Source organism: Gardnerella greenwoodii 00703Dmash (genome assembly GCF_000263635.1).
Taxonomy (GTDB): Bacteria; Actinomycetota; Actinomycetes; order Actinomycetales; family Bifidobacteriaceae; genus Bifidobacterium; species Bifidobacterium greenwoodii.
This window is the reverse complement of sequence record NZ_ADEV01000009.1, coordinates 146,651-163,526: the sequence shown is the minus strand read 5'-3', so window position 1 is coordinate 163,526 and position 16,876 is coordinate 146,651. Positions and strand designations below refer to the sequence as shown.

The 16,876-nt window shown below is 40.1% G+C and carries 16 protein-coding genes; 13 read left to right on the top strand and 3 right to left on the bottom strand.

The features are described 5' to 3' along the window. Window positions 1-26: 26 nt before the first annotated feature. On the bottom strand, window positions 27-851 hold the full coding sequence (locus tag NG78_RS01635) for a hypothetical protein (RefSeq protein ID WP_004134980.1): 825 nt from the start codon (window positions 849-851) through the stop codon (window positions 27-29). A gap of 127 nt (window positions 852-978) precedes the next feature. Here NG78_RS01635 and NG78_RS01640 point away from each other — a divergent pair, with 127 nt between their 5' ends. Beyond that, a complete protein-coding gene (locus NG78_RS01640; protein WP_004134976.1) occupies window positions 979-1,272 on the top strand; it encodes a WXG100 family type VII secretion target in 294 nt (97 codons plus the stop codon). Between the two features lie 124 nt (window positions 1,273-1,396). On the opposite strand, the gene groL is transcribed toward NG78_RS01640, so the two are convergent. After that, window positions 1,397-3,022, bottom strand: a complete 1,626-nt coding sequence (gene groL, locus NG78_RS01645) for a chaperonin GroEL (RefSeq protein WP_004134974.1) — start codon at window positions 3,020-3,022, stop codon at window positions 1,397-1,399. 247 nt (window positions 3,023-3,269) lie between these two features. Continuing rightward, entirely contained in the window at window positions 3,270-3,941 is a 672-nt protein-coding gene (locus NG78_RS01650) for a LytR C-terminal domain-containing protein (protein WP_004134972.1), read from the bottom strand. Between the two features lie 129 nt (window positions 3,942-4,070). Here NG78_RS01650 and NG78_RS01655 point away from each other — a divergent pair, with 129 nt between their 5' ends. The 12 genes from NG78_RS01655 (at window position 4,071) to NG78_RS01710 (ending at window position 16,787) form a co-directional block, all read left to right on the top strand. Then, complete coding sequence (locus tag NG78_RS01655) at window positions 4,071-4,787, top strand: uracil-DNA glycosylase (protein ID WP_004127821.1); 717 nt, start codon at window positions 4,071-4,073, stop codon at window positions 4,785-4,787. A 144-nt stretch (window positions 4,788-4,931) separates the two neighbouring features. After that, window positions 4,932-5,999 (top strand): AAA family ATPase, encoded by a 1,068-nt coding sequence (locus NG78_RS01660; RefSeq protein ID WP_413422822.1) that lies wholly within the window; start codon window positions 4,932-4,934, stop codon window positions 5,997-5,999. Further along, window positions 5,996-6,940: a DUF58 domain-containing protein gene (locus NG78_RS01665; protein WP_004134968.1), complete on the top strand. Its 945-nt coding sequence runs from the start codon at window positions 5,996-5,998 to the stop codon at window positions 6,938-6,940. The genes NG78_RS01660 and NG78_RS01665 overlap by 4 nt, the downstream gene beginning before the upstream one ends. Beyond that, window positions 6,940-7,470 (top strand): hypothetical protein, encoded by a 531-nt coding sequence (locus NG78_RS01670; RefSeq protein WP_004134966.1) that lies wholly within the window; start codon window positions 6,940-6,942, stop codon window positions 7,468-7,470. Before NG78_RS01665 ends, NG78_RS01670 begins: the two co-directional genes overlap by 1 nt. Next, a complete protein-coding gene (locus NG78_RS01675) occupies window positions 7,470-8,603 on the top strand; it encodes a vWA domain-containing protein (protein ID WP_004134965.1) in 1,134 nt (377 codons plus the stop codon). The genes NG78_RS01670 and NG78_RS01675 overlap by 1 nt, the downstream gene beginning before the upstream one ends. Next, a complete protein-coding gene (locus NG78_RS01680; protein WP_004134963.1) occupies window positions 8,600-9,754 on the top strand; it encodes a vWA domain-containing protein in 1,155 nt (384 codons plus the stop codon). The genes NG78_RS01675 and NG78_RS01680 overlap by 4 nt, the downstream gene beginning before the upstream one ends. Further along, window positions 9,751-10,341, top strand: a complete 591-nt coding sequence (locus NG78_RS01685) for a DUF6466 family protein (RefSeq protein ID WP_004134956.1) — start codon at window positions 9,751-9,753, stop codon at window positions 10,339-10,341. Before NG78_RS01680 ends, NG78_RS01685 begins: the two co-directional genes overlap by 4 nt. 176 nt (window positions 10,342-10,517) lie before the next feature. After that, on the top strand, window positions 10,518-10,706 hold the full coding sequence (locus tag NG78_RS01690; protein WP_004134955.1) for a hypothetical protein: 189 nt from the start codon (window positions 10,518-10,520) through the stop codon (window positions 10,704-10,706). Between the two features lies 1 nt (window position 10,707). Next, window positions 10,708-12,360, top strand: coding sequence for an alpha/beta hydrolase (locus tag NG78_RS01695; protein WP_004134954.1), 1,653 nt, complete (start codon window positions 10,708-10,710; stop codon window positions 12,358-12,360). Between the two features lie 52 nt (window positions 12,361-12,412). Beyond that, window positions 12,413-13,855, top strand: coding sequence for an adenylosuccinate lyase (purB, locus tag NG78_RS01700; RefSeq protein WP_004134953.1), 1,443 nt, complete (start codon window positions 12,413-12,415; stop codon window positions 13,853-13,855). A gap of 16 nt (window positions 13,856-13,871) precedes the next feature. Next, window positions 13,872-16,307 carry a lysylphosphatidylglycerol synthase transmembrane domain-containing protein gene (locus tag NG78_RS01705; RefSeq protein WP_004134952.1) on the top strand — a complete coding sequence of 812 codons (2,436 nt, stop codon included), beginning with the start codon at window positions 13,872-13,874 and terminating at the stop codon, window positions 16,305-16,307. A gap of 198 nt (window positions 16,308-16,505) precedes the next feature. Beyond that, a complete protein-coding gene (locus tag NG78_RS01710; protein ID WP_004119480.1) occupies window positions 16,506-16,787 on the top strand; it encodes an HU family DNA-binding protein in 282 nt (93 codons plus the stop codon). Window positions 16,788-16,876: the final 89 nt, after the last annotated feature.

Genomic DNA, 16,876 nt, shown 5'->3' with positions numbered 1-16,876 from the left:
AAATCAACAAGTTGTAGCTGATTTTATTAGCGGCGACGAGCATGACGTCTACGTGCTTTTCTAACGCCTGCTTTTATCTGCTTTTGAATACGGCTTCGGTGAAGCAAAATAAGTGTCACTACTACACCTAAGCAAAGAATAATAATCAACATAATAAGTGTTGATATAAGACTTGCAGATGAAGTTGTAGCGGTTCGTTTAGAGCGAGAAATTTGCTTCATCATCATAATTGCAGACTGACCCCAATGAGTGCCAGTTGTTGTTACTAGAGGTTTATATGCTGCATCAGATAATGCGTCAACAGTATTTCTGCTTTTTAACCATTCGTCGGAATTAGGAGATACTGCAACTACTAGACGGCCGTCGCGAGTTGCAACAGCAAGTAATACCGTATTTTTAGCAGGAAGAGTGCTTATTAATAAATCACTCGCCCATTTTGATGGATCTTTAGTATCCCCAAAAGTAGACAAATAAAGTAGTCTTACAGTTACTCCAGTTCGCTTTTTAGTTGCTGCAATTTCGTCAGAAACTTTATTAACAGAGTCGCCAAGAAGATTTTCAGTATCCGTAATTGAATCAGTAGCAACAATTCCTGAATTTGAAGTTTGTTCTTCCGCATAAGCTTTATTAATTTTTATAAAATCAGACGGAAGTAAAGAAAAAGTTGGAAATATTGAAAATATTTGAAGAATAAGAAAAACACTAACTAAAAATGCCACAACCGCACGTAATACTTGCTTAAAGCGTGCGAGGTTTAAGCTTGTAAGCTTATAGTCATTTAAAATGTGGATAACCCCTGACCTTTTAACCACATTCTCTTCTAAAACTTTTGCGTAATTTTTCGATGGCATATATTCATAATAGCGTGACATCACACAAGTAGGTAAGACACGTTTATGTAAGAATGTTACTTAATAAGTGTGTTGTTGCGCTAATTAATACTAAATGCTTTTTAAGCAGATACAAATAGGGGGAAATATGGCACAATTTCGAGTTGATTCAGAACAAATTCAGCAGGCGGCTTCAGCAGTTGGAACCTCGGTTAATTCAATTAGAGAAGCAGTCAACGGCATGTATGCCAATCTGCAGCAGTTGCAAAGCGTATGGACGGGTTCCGCTGCTACAAAGTTTGCGTCGACCGCAGGTCAGTGGCGTGCAGCACAGCAGCAGATGGAGCAATCATTAGAAGCAATTCAACAAGCTATGCAACATGCTTCGGGAGTGTATCTTGATGCGGAAACTCAAGCTACTTCCCTATTTGGAATGGGCTGAATAGTCTGAAGAATCTGAATAATCTGAATAATCTAATGAAATATAAATGGCGGTATACTTCATTTCTGAGCATACCGCCATCTACTATGAGCTATTCAGCTATAAAATTTTTACAACTTTTAATTTAGTAACCCATATCAGCGCCAGCTTGTGGTGCTGCAGCTGGCTTTTCTGGCTTGTTAGCAACCACAGCTTCAGTGGTTAAGAACAAACCTGCAATAGAAGCAGCGTTCTGTAGAGCAGAACGAGTTACCTTAACTGGATCAGTAACGCCAGCAGCCATCAAATCTTCGTAAGTGTTGGTTGCAGCGTTGAAGCCTTGGCCTTCTGGAAGCTCACGCACCTTGTTGAGCACAACATCTCCAGAAACGCCAGAGTTCTGAGCAATCTGCTTGATTGGAGCTTCTACAGCGCGGAACACGATTGCAGCGCCCGTTGCTTCTTCGCCCTTAAGCTCGGTGATTGCTTGAGACTTTTCAATCTTTGCAGCAGCCTGAACCAAAGCTACGCCACCGCCTGGAAGCAAACCTTCCTCAATAGCAGCCTTAGCGTTACGAACTGCATCTTCAATACGATGCTTACGCTCCTTAGCTTCAACTTCAGTAGCAGCGCCAACCTTAATAACAGCAACGCCGCCAGCGAGCTTAGCAAGACGCTCCTGAAGCTTTTCGCGATCGTAATCGGAATCAGTGTTCTCGATTTCTGCGCGAATCTGAGCCACGCGAGCATCAACATCTTCCTTAGATCCAGCGCCAGAAACGATAGTTGTTTCATCCTTAGAAACAATAACCTTAGCTGCGTGACCGAACACAGAAGCGTCGATAGAATCAAGCTTCAAGCCAAGGTCGTCAGAAACAACCTGAGCACCAGTCAAAATAGCCATATCCTGAAGCATTGCCTTACGGCGATCGCCAAAGCCTGGAGCCTTAACAGCAACAGTGTTGAAAGTGCCACGAATCTTGTTAAGAACAAGTGTTGGTAATGCTTCGCCATCAACATCTTCAGCAATAATGAGCAATGGCTTACCAGACTTCATAACGAGTTCAGCAATGTGAACAATGTCCTGCTGGCTGGAAACCTTGCCAGAAGTGAGCAAAATGTATGGATCTTCAAGAACAGCAGTCTGATCTTCTGCATTAGTGACGAAGTAAGGGGAAATATAACCCTTATCAAAACGCATACCTTCAGTGAAGTCCAAATCAAGACCAAACTTGTTGTTGTCTTCAACGGTAACAACACCGTCCTGACCAACCTTATCCAAAGCTTCAGCAATCTTTTCGCCAACTTCAGGATCTGCTGCAGAAATAGTAGCAGTAGCAGCAATCTGATCCTTAGTTTCAACATCCTTAGCAGAAGCAAGAAGTTCTTTAACAATTGCTTCAGAAGCCTTCTCAATACCACGGCGAAGAGCAATTGGGTTGCTTCCTGCAACAACGTTCTTCAAACCTTCGTGTACCAAGGACTGAGCAAGCACTGTTGCGGTTGTTGTACCATCGCCTGCAACGTCATCAGTCTTCTTAGCAACTTCTTTAACAAGCTCGGCGCCAATACGCTCATATGGATCTTCAAGATCGATTTCCTTAGCGATGGAAACACCATCGTTAGTAATGGTTGGAGCTCCATAAGTCTTATCAAGCACTACGTTGCGACCCTTAGGTCCAAGCGTAACCTTTACAGTGTTAGCAAGCTTGTCAAGACCTGCGAGCATACCCTGACGGGCGTCCTCTTCATAGGCAATAATCTTTGCCATGTTTCCTCCACATATCGTAACTATGGAACACTCACTCGTAGGTGAATAAGATTTGATTAGCCGTCAGCTGCTAATTATCACTCTCAACCTTCGAGTGCTAATTAGCAGATTAGCACTCTATGTGCCCGAGTGCCAACTTTGGCGTTTATAATTATTTATTTTCAATAAAATTTTATAAACAAAAGCCGGTTAGAACTAATCCAACCGGCTTCTATATTTTGCTTTTATTACTTATGTGAGTAGAAAACTACTTGCAAAGAACTACTACAATCTGCGAAACAATCTCTTTTTCGTTTTCTACAGCAGTAATGCCCAAAGTTTTTGCTATATCTTCAGCAGCAGCTTTCTGAGAATCATCCTTGTACCATACAACAGATTCAGACGGAACTTTGCCGCTTGGATTACCAGCAGTAACATTTGCATAACCAGATTGCTTCAGCTTGTCTGCATTCTTAGCAGCATATCCAGCAACATTGGTTGCATTAATAACTTTTACAGTAACAGACTTATCTACTGAAGCCGTAGAATCAGATTTATTATCAGCATCCTTAGTATCGTCCGCTGATTTATCTTTGTTGGACTTTTGCTTTGCTGAAGTATCCTCATCTTCATCCGCATCTGCATCTTCAGACTTATCTTCATCTTTTCCATCTGACTTATCAGTATGCGATTTCTTAATTATTGTTGTAGACTTCGAGCTTTGATGCGAATTATTCCAAGGTAATGGAAGATGCGAAATCTCTCCAGAGCCGATTGCCCAAACAAGCAAACCAGCCAGTAATGCAATAACTATCGCAACAAAATAAGGAAGAATTACAGCGTACCAAGCGGGATTGCCGCGATGCACACCAACTGGTCCCTCTGGTGGTTCATCAAAAACATCGGGCGTATACGACACGTTGTGATTATTTCGCGCCATAATTGCATTCCTCCAAGTGTTTACTTAAAACAATATGCATCCATAGTAGCGAATGCTGGTCACAAAGCACAAATCAGAATTTTCAAGAAATTTTTCCTATTATGCTATGCCTTGTCATACAGTAGCCATATGAGTCCTTACAAAATTAAACCTTTAGAAGAATTAATGGATCCAGATTGGGCTAAAGCTCTTGCTCCAGTTGAGCCACAAATACGAGCAATGGGAGTGTTTTTGCGAGAACAAATCGAAAGTGGACACCATATTCTTCCCGCAAGTCACAACATTTTGCGCGCGTTTAGCATTCCACTAAAAAGCATAAAGGTTTTAATTGTTGGCCAAGACCCTTACCCTACTCCAGGCCATCCTGTGGGATTAAGTTTTTGCACTTCACCAAAAGTGCGTCCACTACCTAAAAGTCTTATTAATATTTACAAGGAATTAGTAAACGACTTAGGCGTTTCTACTCCTCAAAGTGGAGATTTAACGCCGTGGACTAAGCAGGGTGTAATGCTTCTTAACCGCTGCTTAACTGTTGAAGCAGGTAAAGCAAATAGTCATCAAGGAAAAGGCTGGGAAACTGTAACGGACGCTGCAATAAATGCGTTAAATTCTCGAAAAGACGAAAACGGAAACCCAATGCCTCTTGTAGCTATTTTATGGGGAAGAAACGCTCAAAGCTTAGCGCCATTGTTAACAAACGCAACACTTATTACTTCTTCTCACCCAAGCCCTCTTTCTGCCTCGCGAGGTTTCTTTGGATCAAAACCGTTTTCAAGAGCGAATAGTGCACTAATCAAAATGGGCGCTTCACCAATTGACTGGTCGCTAAATTCTCAAGAAATATAGCTTTAAAAATGCGTGTATTAATCAAATAATCCTTAGCAATATGGCGGTTTTTACCAATTTCAGTACCGTATATCAGCTAACATAGAGCCTATGGCATTATTTCCACCGCAACCACGTAAGCAACAATTAAATAATAATTCCAATATGATTCCTAATGCGAATATAGCTTCTGCATCAGGTAAATCTACAGTTGGATTATCAAATGCTCAAGATTCGGCTACTATTTCAGCAGACGATATTCGTCGCTGCCAGCAGATTGCAAACATTTTGCGCTCGCGCTTTGCACAAACTTTAGTCGGTCAGGAAGCATTGCGAGAATCTCTTATTTTAACACTTATTGCTGGCGGACATATTCTTATTGAATCTGTGCCAGGCCTTGCAAAAACCACTGCTGCGCAAACTCTTGCAACTGCAATGTCTGGTAGTTTCCGACGCGTGCAGTGCACTCCTGATTTAATGCCAGCTGATTTAGTTGGTACGCAAGTTTTTGATTTTGCATCCCAACGTTTTACTACTCAGATTGGTCCTATTCACGCGAATATTATTTTGCTAGATGAAATCAACCGATCTAATGCAAAAACTCAATCTGCAATGCTTGAAGCTATGGCAGAAGGCGCAACAACAATCGGCGGTGAGCGTATTGCGTTACCTCAGCCTTTTATGGTTATTGCAACTCAGAATCCTATTGAAGAAGAAGGCACTTTTAATCTTCCTGAAGCTCAAATGGATCGTTTTATGGTTAAGGCAATTATGACCTACCCGAATCCTGACGAAGAAGTTCGAATGCTTCAGTTGCTTACACAAAGAGGATCAGATGTTGTTGATCCTGCAACTTTAAGCACACAGCGCATTAGCTTGCAAGATGTTGTGTTTATGCGTGCTGCAGCACGACATATTCATGTTTCTGAAGCAGTTATGAAGTATGCTGTTGACATTGTTGCAACTTCTCGAGGTGAAGGTTCTCACCCTCTTGCAACCATCAATACTCTTGTTCGCATGGGTGCAAGCCCTCGTGCTTCTATTGCGCTTATTCGTATTGCTCAGGCTCATGCTTTGCTTTCTGGTAGAGACTATGTAATTCCAGAAGATGTTAAATTATTCGCGCACGAAGTATTAAGACACCGTATTCTGTTGACTTTTGAAGCTTTAGCAGACTCTATTACTACGGATCAAGTTATTGACGCATTGGTAAAGACTGTTCCTGTGCCATGATACCTATGAAGCGTTTAGCGTTGTCTGAGCCAGCAAAAGCTGTTCGCCGAAAAATTGAGCTGCTCGACCAACGCATAGATTTGCCTATTGCTCGTAAAGCATTGGGATTACTAGAAGGTGAGCATCCTTCGCATCGTCGTTTTGGAACCGGGGATGTTATTGATGTTCACGCTTGGCAACCTGGTGACGAAGCTCGAATGATGAACTGGTCTGCTAGTGCTAGAACAGGTCAGCCTATGGTTTCTTCGCGCGAACGTACTTCGTCATCTCATACTTGGATTGTGTGTGACGCAAGTATTAATATGAACGGCGCTTGCAAATCTTTTGAAACGTTGTATGAGATTGCTGCAAATGCTGCATGCTTTTTTGCAGCTTTAAGTTTAAGACGTCACGATTCTGTTTCGTTACTTTGCGTTGATGGTAGCAACACAGTTAAAGTTCCTCAAGCTCGCAATCTTTCTGATTTTGAAAGAAATCTTGACAATGCTTTGCTTAATACTCGAAGTCACATTCGAAATACTGAGTATTTGATTAAATCAATGCAAAAGTTTGTTGATTCAAATGGTCTTGTTCTTCTTATTACAGACGAGTATGCTTTACAAGCTCACGATGCGGATAGTTTACGAAAAATTACTCAAAATCATAATCTCGTTGTTGTAACTATTTGCCCAGTTAATTCTTTTGATAAAACAATTAACATGCGTATAAGCGATGGAATTACTTTGCGAAAAATTCCAGCATTTTTGCAAAACGATAACGTTAAGCAAGAGGTTGAAAATCGCAGAAGCGTAAAAAGTAGTGCCTTGCGTGACATGCTTGTTGGTGTTAAAGCGTCATTAATATGTGGATCATCTAGTGAGGAAATTTTCCGAGTGTCTGCTAAATCTGTAAGTCGTACGAATTATCTTACTGAATCATTACGCAAGGAGGATGTGCAGTAATGAGTATGCAAGATATTCACCCACAGATTCATAACGACATTCTTTTTGCAAGCATACTTGGCGCTGCTTTTGTTGTTATTGTTATTGCTGCAATTGTTTTGTATTTTTCTTTCAAAAAGCCGAAAGTTTTGTTATCTTCCGACGAAATTGCAGATAATGCTGTGCATGTTCATCGTGAAAACAAACAAGCTTGGCGAAATGAAATTGACGAAATTGTAAAACAATATCACAGCAATGAGCTTACTTCTGATCAGGCTTGTGCAAAGCTAGCGTCAGTTGCTAGAACTTACGTTTCTCGAATGAGTGGTGAAGATATTAAAACGCATACTTTAGGTGAAATTAGTTCTTTGCGCCTAAAGTGGCGAAATAAAAAGGGTGCAGATATGTTGCGCCAAACAATCGCAGCTTTGTATCCGCCGGAATTTGCTAATTATAAAGAGAACGAACAGGCACAAAATACTACTGTTGATCAAGCAGCAGAGTGGGTTCTTGTTTTGCTCGAAGGCTGGCAAACGAAGGGGCAACGCTAATGAGTAAGATATTTGAAACTTTGTGGCCTTGGCGTTTTAAGTGGCCTTTAATTTTTGCTGCAGGAATACTAGTATGCTTAGTTATTTTTGCTGTTTTGATTATTGGAGACGTTATTCGTCAGCATATTCTTAAAAAGCAGTATCAGAAGCATCACCACAATCTGAATCAAAAATTCTACACTTTTACTTTTGATGAAGATTTGCAAGGATCTTTAGCAAGTCACTCATGGTATATGTGGAGAAGGCTTAAAAGATGCGCAACAGCAATGTTGGTTTTGTCTTTATTAGGGTCGCTTGCGATTGCCTCTAGACCTTCTCGAGTGTTTAATGCAGATGAACAAATAAGTTCTAGAGATATTGTTTTATGCCTGGATGTTTCCGGCTCTGCATTGCCTTACGATCGCGAAGTTATTCTTGCTTATCTTAATTTTATTGAGCATTTCCAAGGCGAACGAATAGGTTTAAGTATTTTTAATTCCACTTCTAGAACCGTTTTTCCTTTAACGGATGATTATCGTCTAGCTAAAAAGCAGCTGCAGTATGCTGCTAATTTGCTTGGAGGCGTTCAGTCTCAAAATAAAATCGACAATTTGCAGCAACGCCAATATCAGGAGATTTCTGATTGGCTCGAAGGTACACAAAATAGAAAAAACGCGACTTCTCTTATTGGAGATGGCTTAGTTAGTTGCGCTGCAATGCTTCCTGGTTTTATTTATGGAAATGCGCATAATTCTAATAAATCTCAAAGTCGTTTTAACAGAAGCGCATCAATTGTTCTTGCAACAGATAATGTTGTTTCCGGAAATCCAACTTACTCATTAAAGCAAGCTTTAGACTTGACTAAGCAAGCAAATATAACTGTTGACGGCTTATATTCAGGCGCTAAACAGAATGAGAATGAAGATACGACTGTAGACATGAAGAATCTTATTGAATCTCACGGCGGAATATTCTTAACTCAACGAAATACTGATTCTGTTCTTAATCTTGTAAGAGAAATTGAAAAACGTCACTCAGTTATTCCTCAAGGCACAACGCAATCAGCGTTTAGCGACGATCCTGGAATATGGGTGCTTATTAGCGTTGTAAGCGTTGTTGTGTGGTTGGCTATTGCAAAGAGGATTAAGAGATGATATCAACACTATTTTCAGCAGCGGCTCTCAATTTCTCATACGGCAAAATTGTGGCAGATGACACTGCTAAAGCAGGTCAACTGGTTCTCGCTCCATCTTATGGTTGGATTGTTGCGATTATAGCCGTACTTATTGTTCTTGTTGCAATGTTTTTTGAAATCGTGCCTTTAAGAAGAAAATCGGCGCTAACAAACGAAACTTTAGCAATGAGATTGCGAAGAATAGCTATTTGCGCAATGCTCGTAATCTGCATACTATCCCCTAGTATTATGCGCGCAACTATGCAACGTGCTGTAAACGCAACTAACGTGATTATTGCAGTTGATATTACAGGATCAATGCGAGCTAAAGATGCAGATTATGATAATAAGGCAAATATTGAGCGCATTGATGCAGCTCGCTCTATTGTTAAGCAAATAACTAAGTCTTATGCAAACGCGAGTTTTGCAGCTATTTCTTTTGGAGCATCCACGTCTGTTGATGTGCCTTTAACTCCGGACGCAAAAGCAGTTGATAATTGGATAACGACCTTACTTACAGAGCCTACAAGTATTGCTACAGGAACAAGCCTGGACGCTCCAATAGATCAGACTTTGCTCACCGCAAAAGCTATTCATGACGCTCATCCAGACGACACAACAGTTCTGTATGTTCTTAGTGATGGCGAAGAAACAACTCAACGAAAGCGCAGAACATTCTCATCTTTACGAGCTTATATTACTCACGCTTTTGTTATTGGCATAGGCTCGTCTAAAGGTGCAAAAATACCGCTTAAAAGTACGAAATTAAGTATTGACGATTACGCTTCTGAGCAAGATGCGCAAGGAAAATCAGAAGGAGATTCCAATTTAAGTTCTTCAATACAATGGGTTAAAGATCCATCTACTGGAAAACCTGGCATTTCAAAACTTGATGAGAAAAACTTGCGAAATATTGCGGATGAGCTTAGCGGAAAGTATATTCATTCTTCTTTAAATCACGCTTTAGGAAGTGAAGCAAAGCCAATACTTTCTCATCAGTGGCGTATGAATGAAACAGCGAAACCGCGCTTGCGTCCAGAACCAATTATTTGGCCATTTGCCACAATTGCTGCTGTTTTGCTTATATGGGAATTAGTTGTTTGGTTTATTACATCAAGGAAATTAGTATGATGCGCATATCTAAACGAAATATTATTCGCGTTATTTCTATTATATTTCTTATTATTGCGTTATTCGCAGCATACTATGTGATTACTAATTGGCGTGCGCAATATGCGTATAATGCTGCAACAAACAGCCTTATTGCAAATATGAAATCTGCTAAAAATATTTACAGTGACAAAGACATATTGGTTACGCAACAGCAGCAGACTGACGCACAATTTAGTGACGCTAAATCTCAGCAAATACTTTTATTACCAAAACTTAGCGAAAACATTGAGCACAATTCTGAAATTTCTCGAAAGTTTACTGAGAGCCTTAAGCAAAAGAATGGTAAAAGTAATACTAAATCTCCTGCGTCTAAGAGTAAGCGACTAAAAAACTCTAGTAAGAGCGAAGAAAATAAGAATCAGACTGAATCAAGCAAGCCTAAACTTAATAATACGCAAAAGAATAAAGTGGAAGACTTGCTTAAGCAGAACAATAAGGTAAATCCTAAAGATCAACAAGATCAAGAAGATCAGGATAATCAAAACGGAAAAGAAAAAACAACTAAGCGCACAACGAGTTCAGACGGCGCAAATAAGCCTTGGTAATTCTTAGCGATTAGCAGAATTGTTGGTGTGCTAGTAGTAAATTTACTGCAAAATTTACTGCAAAAATTTTTAAGCAAAGCGCGAAAAAGTTTGCAAAAAAAAATTGCTTATAGCTTTTAACCACAATGCTTACTTTTTAGTGACTTTAATTTAGCAAGTGTGTTTAATACTTAACTATGCACACATATTACGAATGGAAATGGCTTATTCAGCGCACCGAACAGTGCGCAAGAAACATTCTTGCTGCAGCCTCATCAAGCGAATTAAACGAATGGCAAGGTATTGCTGCCCAGTATTTTCGTCATAGCATGAGCAATATTGCTAGTCAAGCATATTCACTCTACGAAATTAGAGGAGGAATGTAATATGCCTTGGAAAGTTCAATCTTCTGTTTCGGGCGGAATTTCTCTTACAGCTGCGCAAAACGAAGCATACTGCAGTGTATCTAGAAAACTAAGCAATCTTGCGCATGAAATGTCAATGTTAAGTGCTTCTTGGCAGCATGCTGCAATGGTTATTTCTAATCAAACTTCAGCTTTTAATAATTTATCAGCTTCTTACAATCCTTCCTCTCCTTTTGTTATGAACACTTCTCAAAGTTTTCTAACTCCCAGTATTTGCAATGCTTACGCGTCTAAATGTCAAAATATGTCTCAAAATTTAGAGCAGTTGGCAGCTCTTATTGTTAGAGCAAGTGGAATTTACGAGGATGCTGAGCAGAAAGCAAAAGAGCAATTTGATAATGGCATTGCGCTTCTTACAACAATTTTTCCTATAACATCCTTGCCATTTTTTATTTCAGCACTCTCTTCAGCTTCTAACGATGCTAATAACCACACAGGTCTTAAAAATGTTGGAAAATGGGCTCACAAAACTCGCAAAATTCAGCAAGGAACTATTCGAGGTCTTTCTCAAAATCTACTAATAAACCCAATTACAGGCATACCTCTGTCTATTTTAGGAGCAGCGCAAAGTAAAAGAAATAATCGAATGACAAAAACGTATAGAAATAAGTCGCTTAATTTCTTAAAGTACGCAAATAAGCATATTGATAATTCAAGCAAAACAGTTTCTTCAGTTCCGTTTGTTTCTGGAGCGCTAAGCCTTTTTACAGCACAGTTAAATAACAAAAAGCAAGGTAATAATCTAACTGTTACTAAAATTAACGAACCATGGAGAAAACCAGCTTTTGTTCTTCCTAAACCTGGAAGAAATTTGAGTGAAACTCTCGATAATTTAGCTGAGCTTGGCAGCGGAAATTTGGGAGTTCGCCCTCCACTTGTTAATCCAGATGCCGCAACTATTGCTATTTCACGCTTCAAAAAAGCGGACGGAAAAACATCATGGCTAGTTGTAATACCTGGAACAGATGGTAAGGCTCATTCACCGTTTGGATGGGAGCAGAATGCTGAGGTAATGAGTCATACTCCTTTAGCTAGAAAGCAAGCAGATAGCACAAGAATGGTTGTTGAAGCAATGAAAAAATCTGGGATTAAATCTAAAGATCCTGTTGTGTTAGTTGGTCATTCGCAAGGCGGTATTGTGGCTGCAAGTATTGCAAGCGATTATTCAAAACAGTACAACATACAGCATGTAGTAACTGCAGGCTCTCCTATTGCAAATCATCCTATTGCAAAACGCACTTGGGTTACGAGTATTGAAATGGAAGATGAGCTTGTTCCATCTCTAGACGGTAAGGAAAATCCTCGTCGCAGTAATTGGATTACTATTCACGGCAAAGCAACGCATGTTAAAGAAACGCAAAAGCCTTTGCCTCCTGGAGTAACGCGTTTTTCTGGAAGGAAATATTCTAATCAAGAATTTAGTAAAAACGGAATATTTGTAAACGATGTACCTGAAGAAGGAACTTTAACTCATGACACGCATTATCATAAAGCTGCCTACGATGATGCTCTGCAATTAGGCTCTAAAAATGTGATTATGCATAATCAGCATTTTAACAGTATTATCAACGGAAAGTTAGAAAGCACTACCCTATGGCAAGGCGTAATGAATTAGTTAAATAATTTATCTAACCGCCTAATTCACAGCATGATGTAACCTTGCAAGTATGAAGCTTACTGATATTTCTCCTGCAATAGCTCTAACTCCTTTAGACGGTCGTTATCATAATCAAACTTCAGCACTTGTTGAATACTTGAGTGAACCTGCGTTAAACCGCGAGCGCATGCGTGTTGAAGTTGAGTGGATGATTCTTCTTGCAAACGGATATGAGGGGAATAATTGGCAGCCTATTGTCAATGGTGTCAATCCTTTAACGGATGAAGAATGTGAGTATTTGCGCAGTATTCCTGAAGATTTCGACGCCGCAGGAATTGCGCGTCATGCTGCTCATGAGGCTGTTACGCATCACGATGTTAAAGCTGTTGAATACTACATTGATGACGCTTTGGATGAGGCTGAAAAGAAGTTAGGTCACGAAACTCAGCTGTCTAATCTTAAAACTTTGGTTCATTTTTCGTGCACAAGTGAAGATATTAACAATCTTTCTATTGCTCGTTGCGTAAAAAATGCGGTTTTGAATGTTTACCGACCGAATTTGGAAGCAATTGTTGAATATTTAGTGAGCAATGCTCAAAAGTACCGCGATTTACCAATGCTTTCTTTGACGCATGGACAGCCTGCTACTCCAACAACTTTGGGTAAAGAATTGGCTGTTTTTGCATACCGTTTGAAGCGTCAGATTAAGCATCTTGACAATCAGGAATATTTGGGCAAGATCAATGGTGCTACTGGTACTTTTGGTGCTCATTTAGCAGCATTCCCTAATGTTGATTGGATTGGCGTTTCTAAAGAGTTTGTTGACAATCGCATGTCTCTTCAATGGAATCCATTAACAACACAAATTGAAAGTCACGACTGGCAGGCTGAACTTTATAGCACAGTAAGCCACACGAACCATATTTTGCACAATCTTGCTGTTGATGTTTGGATGTATATTTCTCGAGGCGTTTTTGTGCAGGTTCCTGTAAAAGGTGCTACTGGATCTTCTACTATGCCTCATAAGGTGAATCCTATTCGCTTTGAGAACGCTGAAGCTAATCTTGAGATTTCTTGCTCTCTGTTTGATACTCTTTGCGCAACTCTTACAGAAAGCCGTTGGCAGAGGGATCTTACAGATTCTACAACTCAGCGAAATATCGGTTCTGCTTTTGGCTACGCTCTTTTGGCTCTTAACAATCTTTTGGGCGGACTTAATTCTATTCACCCTAATTCTGATTTTATGCTTAAAGAATTGGATGCTAATTGGGAAGTTCTTGGCGAGCCAATTCAGACCGCTATGCGTGCTGAAGAAATTGCTGGAGTTCCTGGAATGGAGCGTCCTTATGAGCAGGTTAAAGAGCTTATGCGAGGCCATAGTATTTCTCAAAAGGATGTTGAAGATTTTATTTCTTCTCGCGAGTTTGACGAGGATACAGCTTGCAGGTTAAAGTCTTTAACTCCAGCTTCTTACACTGGTTTTGCTTCACGATTGGTGGATTTTATTCAATAAGTAGACGGTAAGAACAATGCAATCTCGCATAAATCCAAATCTTGTTATTGAAGACACTCAGCCAAGTTTAGTGAGAAATTGGGCTGATTTGCTGTACGCACTTTCAGCTATTGCTGTTGCCATACTTACAGTTTTGTCAACAATGTGGCTTTCTGCAACAACAGTCGGCGTGGAAATTGATGCCCGTAGCGCTAGTAAAATTATTGGACTTACTGTTACTGGAATTCCATGCGCTTTAATACAGCAAGGTTTAACGCTTATTGTTGTTGCAGAAGTAATTGCTTTTATGGCTGCACAAAAGCGTTGGATTGATACTGCGATTTCTGTTATTACGCTGTTTATAAGCTACGGCTCAATATGGTTGCTTTCTGACGCTATTGCTTCTACACACAATTTGCCTCTGCTTTCTGCATTGCATTCTCAACCCACAAATTCGGTAACAGAATTATTGCCAGACATGTACGCTGTTCTGGTTGCGTTTCTTACAGTAAGTGGCCCGCGTAAAGAATATAAGCATGTAATGTGGGGCTGGAATGCTCTGTTTATTGTTTCTGCAATACTGCTATTTTCTTCATGGGACTCCTACCCTGCAGCGCTTATTTCTTGCTGCGTAGGAAGAGCTATTGGAACGTTAATAAGATTTGCTAAAGGCACAAGCAGTAAAGGCGCTTGGGGCGATGACATCGTTATTGCGCTTAAAAATATTGGTATAGATAATCTCACTCAGCTTACTCGCAGAACTCAGCAGGCCGACCATACTGGAGTTTTACGCTCAAGTTTAGATGACGATTTAATCGAAAATTCAAGACTTTATGACGCAACTGACATTCACGGAATGCACTATGTTATTTCAGTTTTAGACAATCAAGTGCATTTACCTGGATATCTGAATCAGCTGTGGCAGTGGGTGCGTTTAATTGATATTCCAACTCGACGCGACCGTTCGGCAAGACATTCCGTGCACCATCATCTTTCGATGCTTCTTGTATTGAGAAATCTTCATTTGCCAACTGCTAATGTTTACGGAGTATCTGACAGCGATAAATCATCAATCATGGTTTTTCACGCAGCAAATGCTTTACTTCCTTGTAATTTGAACACTCTAACTGTTGAAGATGCAGCAAAACTTATGCGATACGTTGACGCTGCAAATATGCGAGGAATTACGCATAGAAGAATTACTCCAGAAACTATTGCACGTTTAGAGGATGGAACTCCTGTTATTGCAGGATGGCAAAATGGCGATGTTGCCAGCGATTCAACAAATATTGCTTTAGATAAAGTTCAATTATTAACTCTTATTGCTGCATGTACAGATATTGACACTTCAATCAAAGCCGCTCTTAACGCTTGGGGTGCAGACAAGCTTGCAGAAATACTTCCTTTTATGCAAAAAGCTGCTATTCCTGCTTCTACACGTTCTCTTCCTTCTTGGAATAAGAAAGTTTTTGAGCATCTTTGCAATAAGCTAAGCCAAACAGTCGCACTGCATACTGATGAAGAAGACTACGATACAGTACGATTAGCACGTTTTAATATTCGATTCTTTGTGAGCCTTGTTTTAGCAATAATTGCTATTGCTGTTATTGCAACACAATGGCATCCTCAAGAAGTGTTTGCAGCGTTGAAGCATGCTAATAATCTAATGGTTTTGCTTTGCTTTATTTTCAGTATGCTTGCTTGGGTTGGCTCTGCAATTACTTTAGGATCGTTTATGGATGATCAAAAACCGTCTTCTACGGTTTTGTTTGCTTCTCAAGCAGCATCAGGTTTTACAGCAGTTTCTATGCCTGCAGGAGTTGGCCCTGCTTTTGTCAATATGCAATTATTGAAAAAGAATGGCTACAATTCAACTCAAGCTACGGCTATAACTAGCGCAGTGTGGCTTATTCAAGCTTTAATAACAACTATTGTTCTTCTTGTTATTGGTATTTTTACTGGAAAGAATGTGCTTTCTGGAATGATTCCAACACACATGCTTATTACAGTTATTGGCATAATAACCTTGTTAATATGCACTTTAATGGCCATTCCTAAGGCTCGTAAAATTATTCGCAAACATTATCTTCCAATACTGTCTGATTATGGCAGACAGATTAAAGAGCTTGTTTCACACCCTCTTCAGCTTATTGGCGGATCTTTTGGAGCGATTGTGCTGGTTTCCTGCATTGGATTGGGATATTGGGTTGCTTTACTTGCGTTTGGCTACTATGCGAATCCTTGGGAAACAATACTTTTGTTCATTCTTGCAAATACTGCAGGATCCGCAATACCAACACCTGGCGGCTTAGGCGCGGTTGAAGCTTCTCTTACTTTTGCGTTTACGTCTGTTGGAGTTCCACCTACTATTGCATTATCTGCAACCTTGCTTTATAGGCTTATGTTCTACTGGCTAAGAATTCCTATTGGTGCTTTTGCTATGAATTGGCTTAGCAGCCGTGAGCTAATATAAATGGCTTAATTACTCAACTTTTGTGTATTTTTCTATCAAAAAATCGCAATAAGACTATTCAGAATGAGTTTTTTATAAAAAAATACATAAAATTATTGAAAAAAATGCTAAAAATGGCCACATTTGTAGGGAAAATGTATTAGTATCGAGAATGAACGTGGCCTTTGCAAAGAAGGCCCCTGACCCAAAGGATGCTGCATGGCATACAACAAGTCTGATCTCGTTTCTAAGATCGCACAGAAGTCCAACCTGACCAAGGCACAGGCCGAGGCCGCCGTCAACGCATTCCAGGATGTGTTCGTTGAGGCTTTGCAGTCTGGTGAAGGTTTGAAGCTCACTGGTCTGTTCTCCGCAGAGCGCGTAAAGCGCGCTGAGCGCACTGGCCGCAACCCTCGTACCGGCGAAACCATCAAGATTCCAGCTTCTTACGGTGTACGTATCTCCGCTGGTTCCTTGTTGAAGAAGGCTGTTACCGCCTGAAATTAGACGGATGCGCATTCAAAATGTGCGATTAATAAAGAAGGACGTTCCAATGCTGGACGTCCTTCTTATTTTTATCTTATTTTATT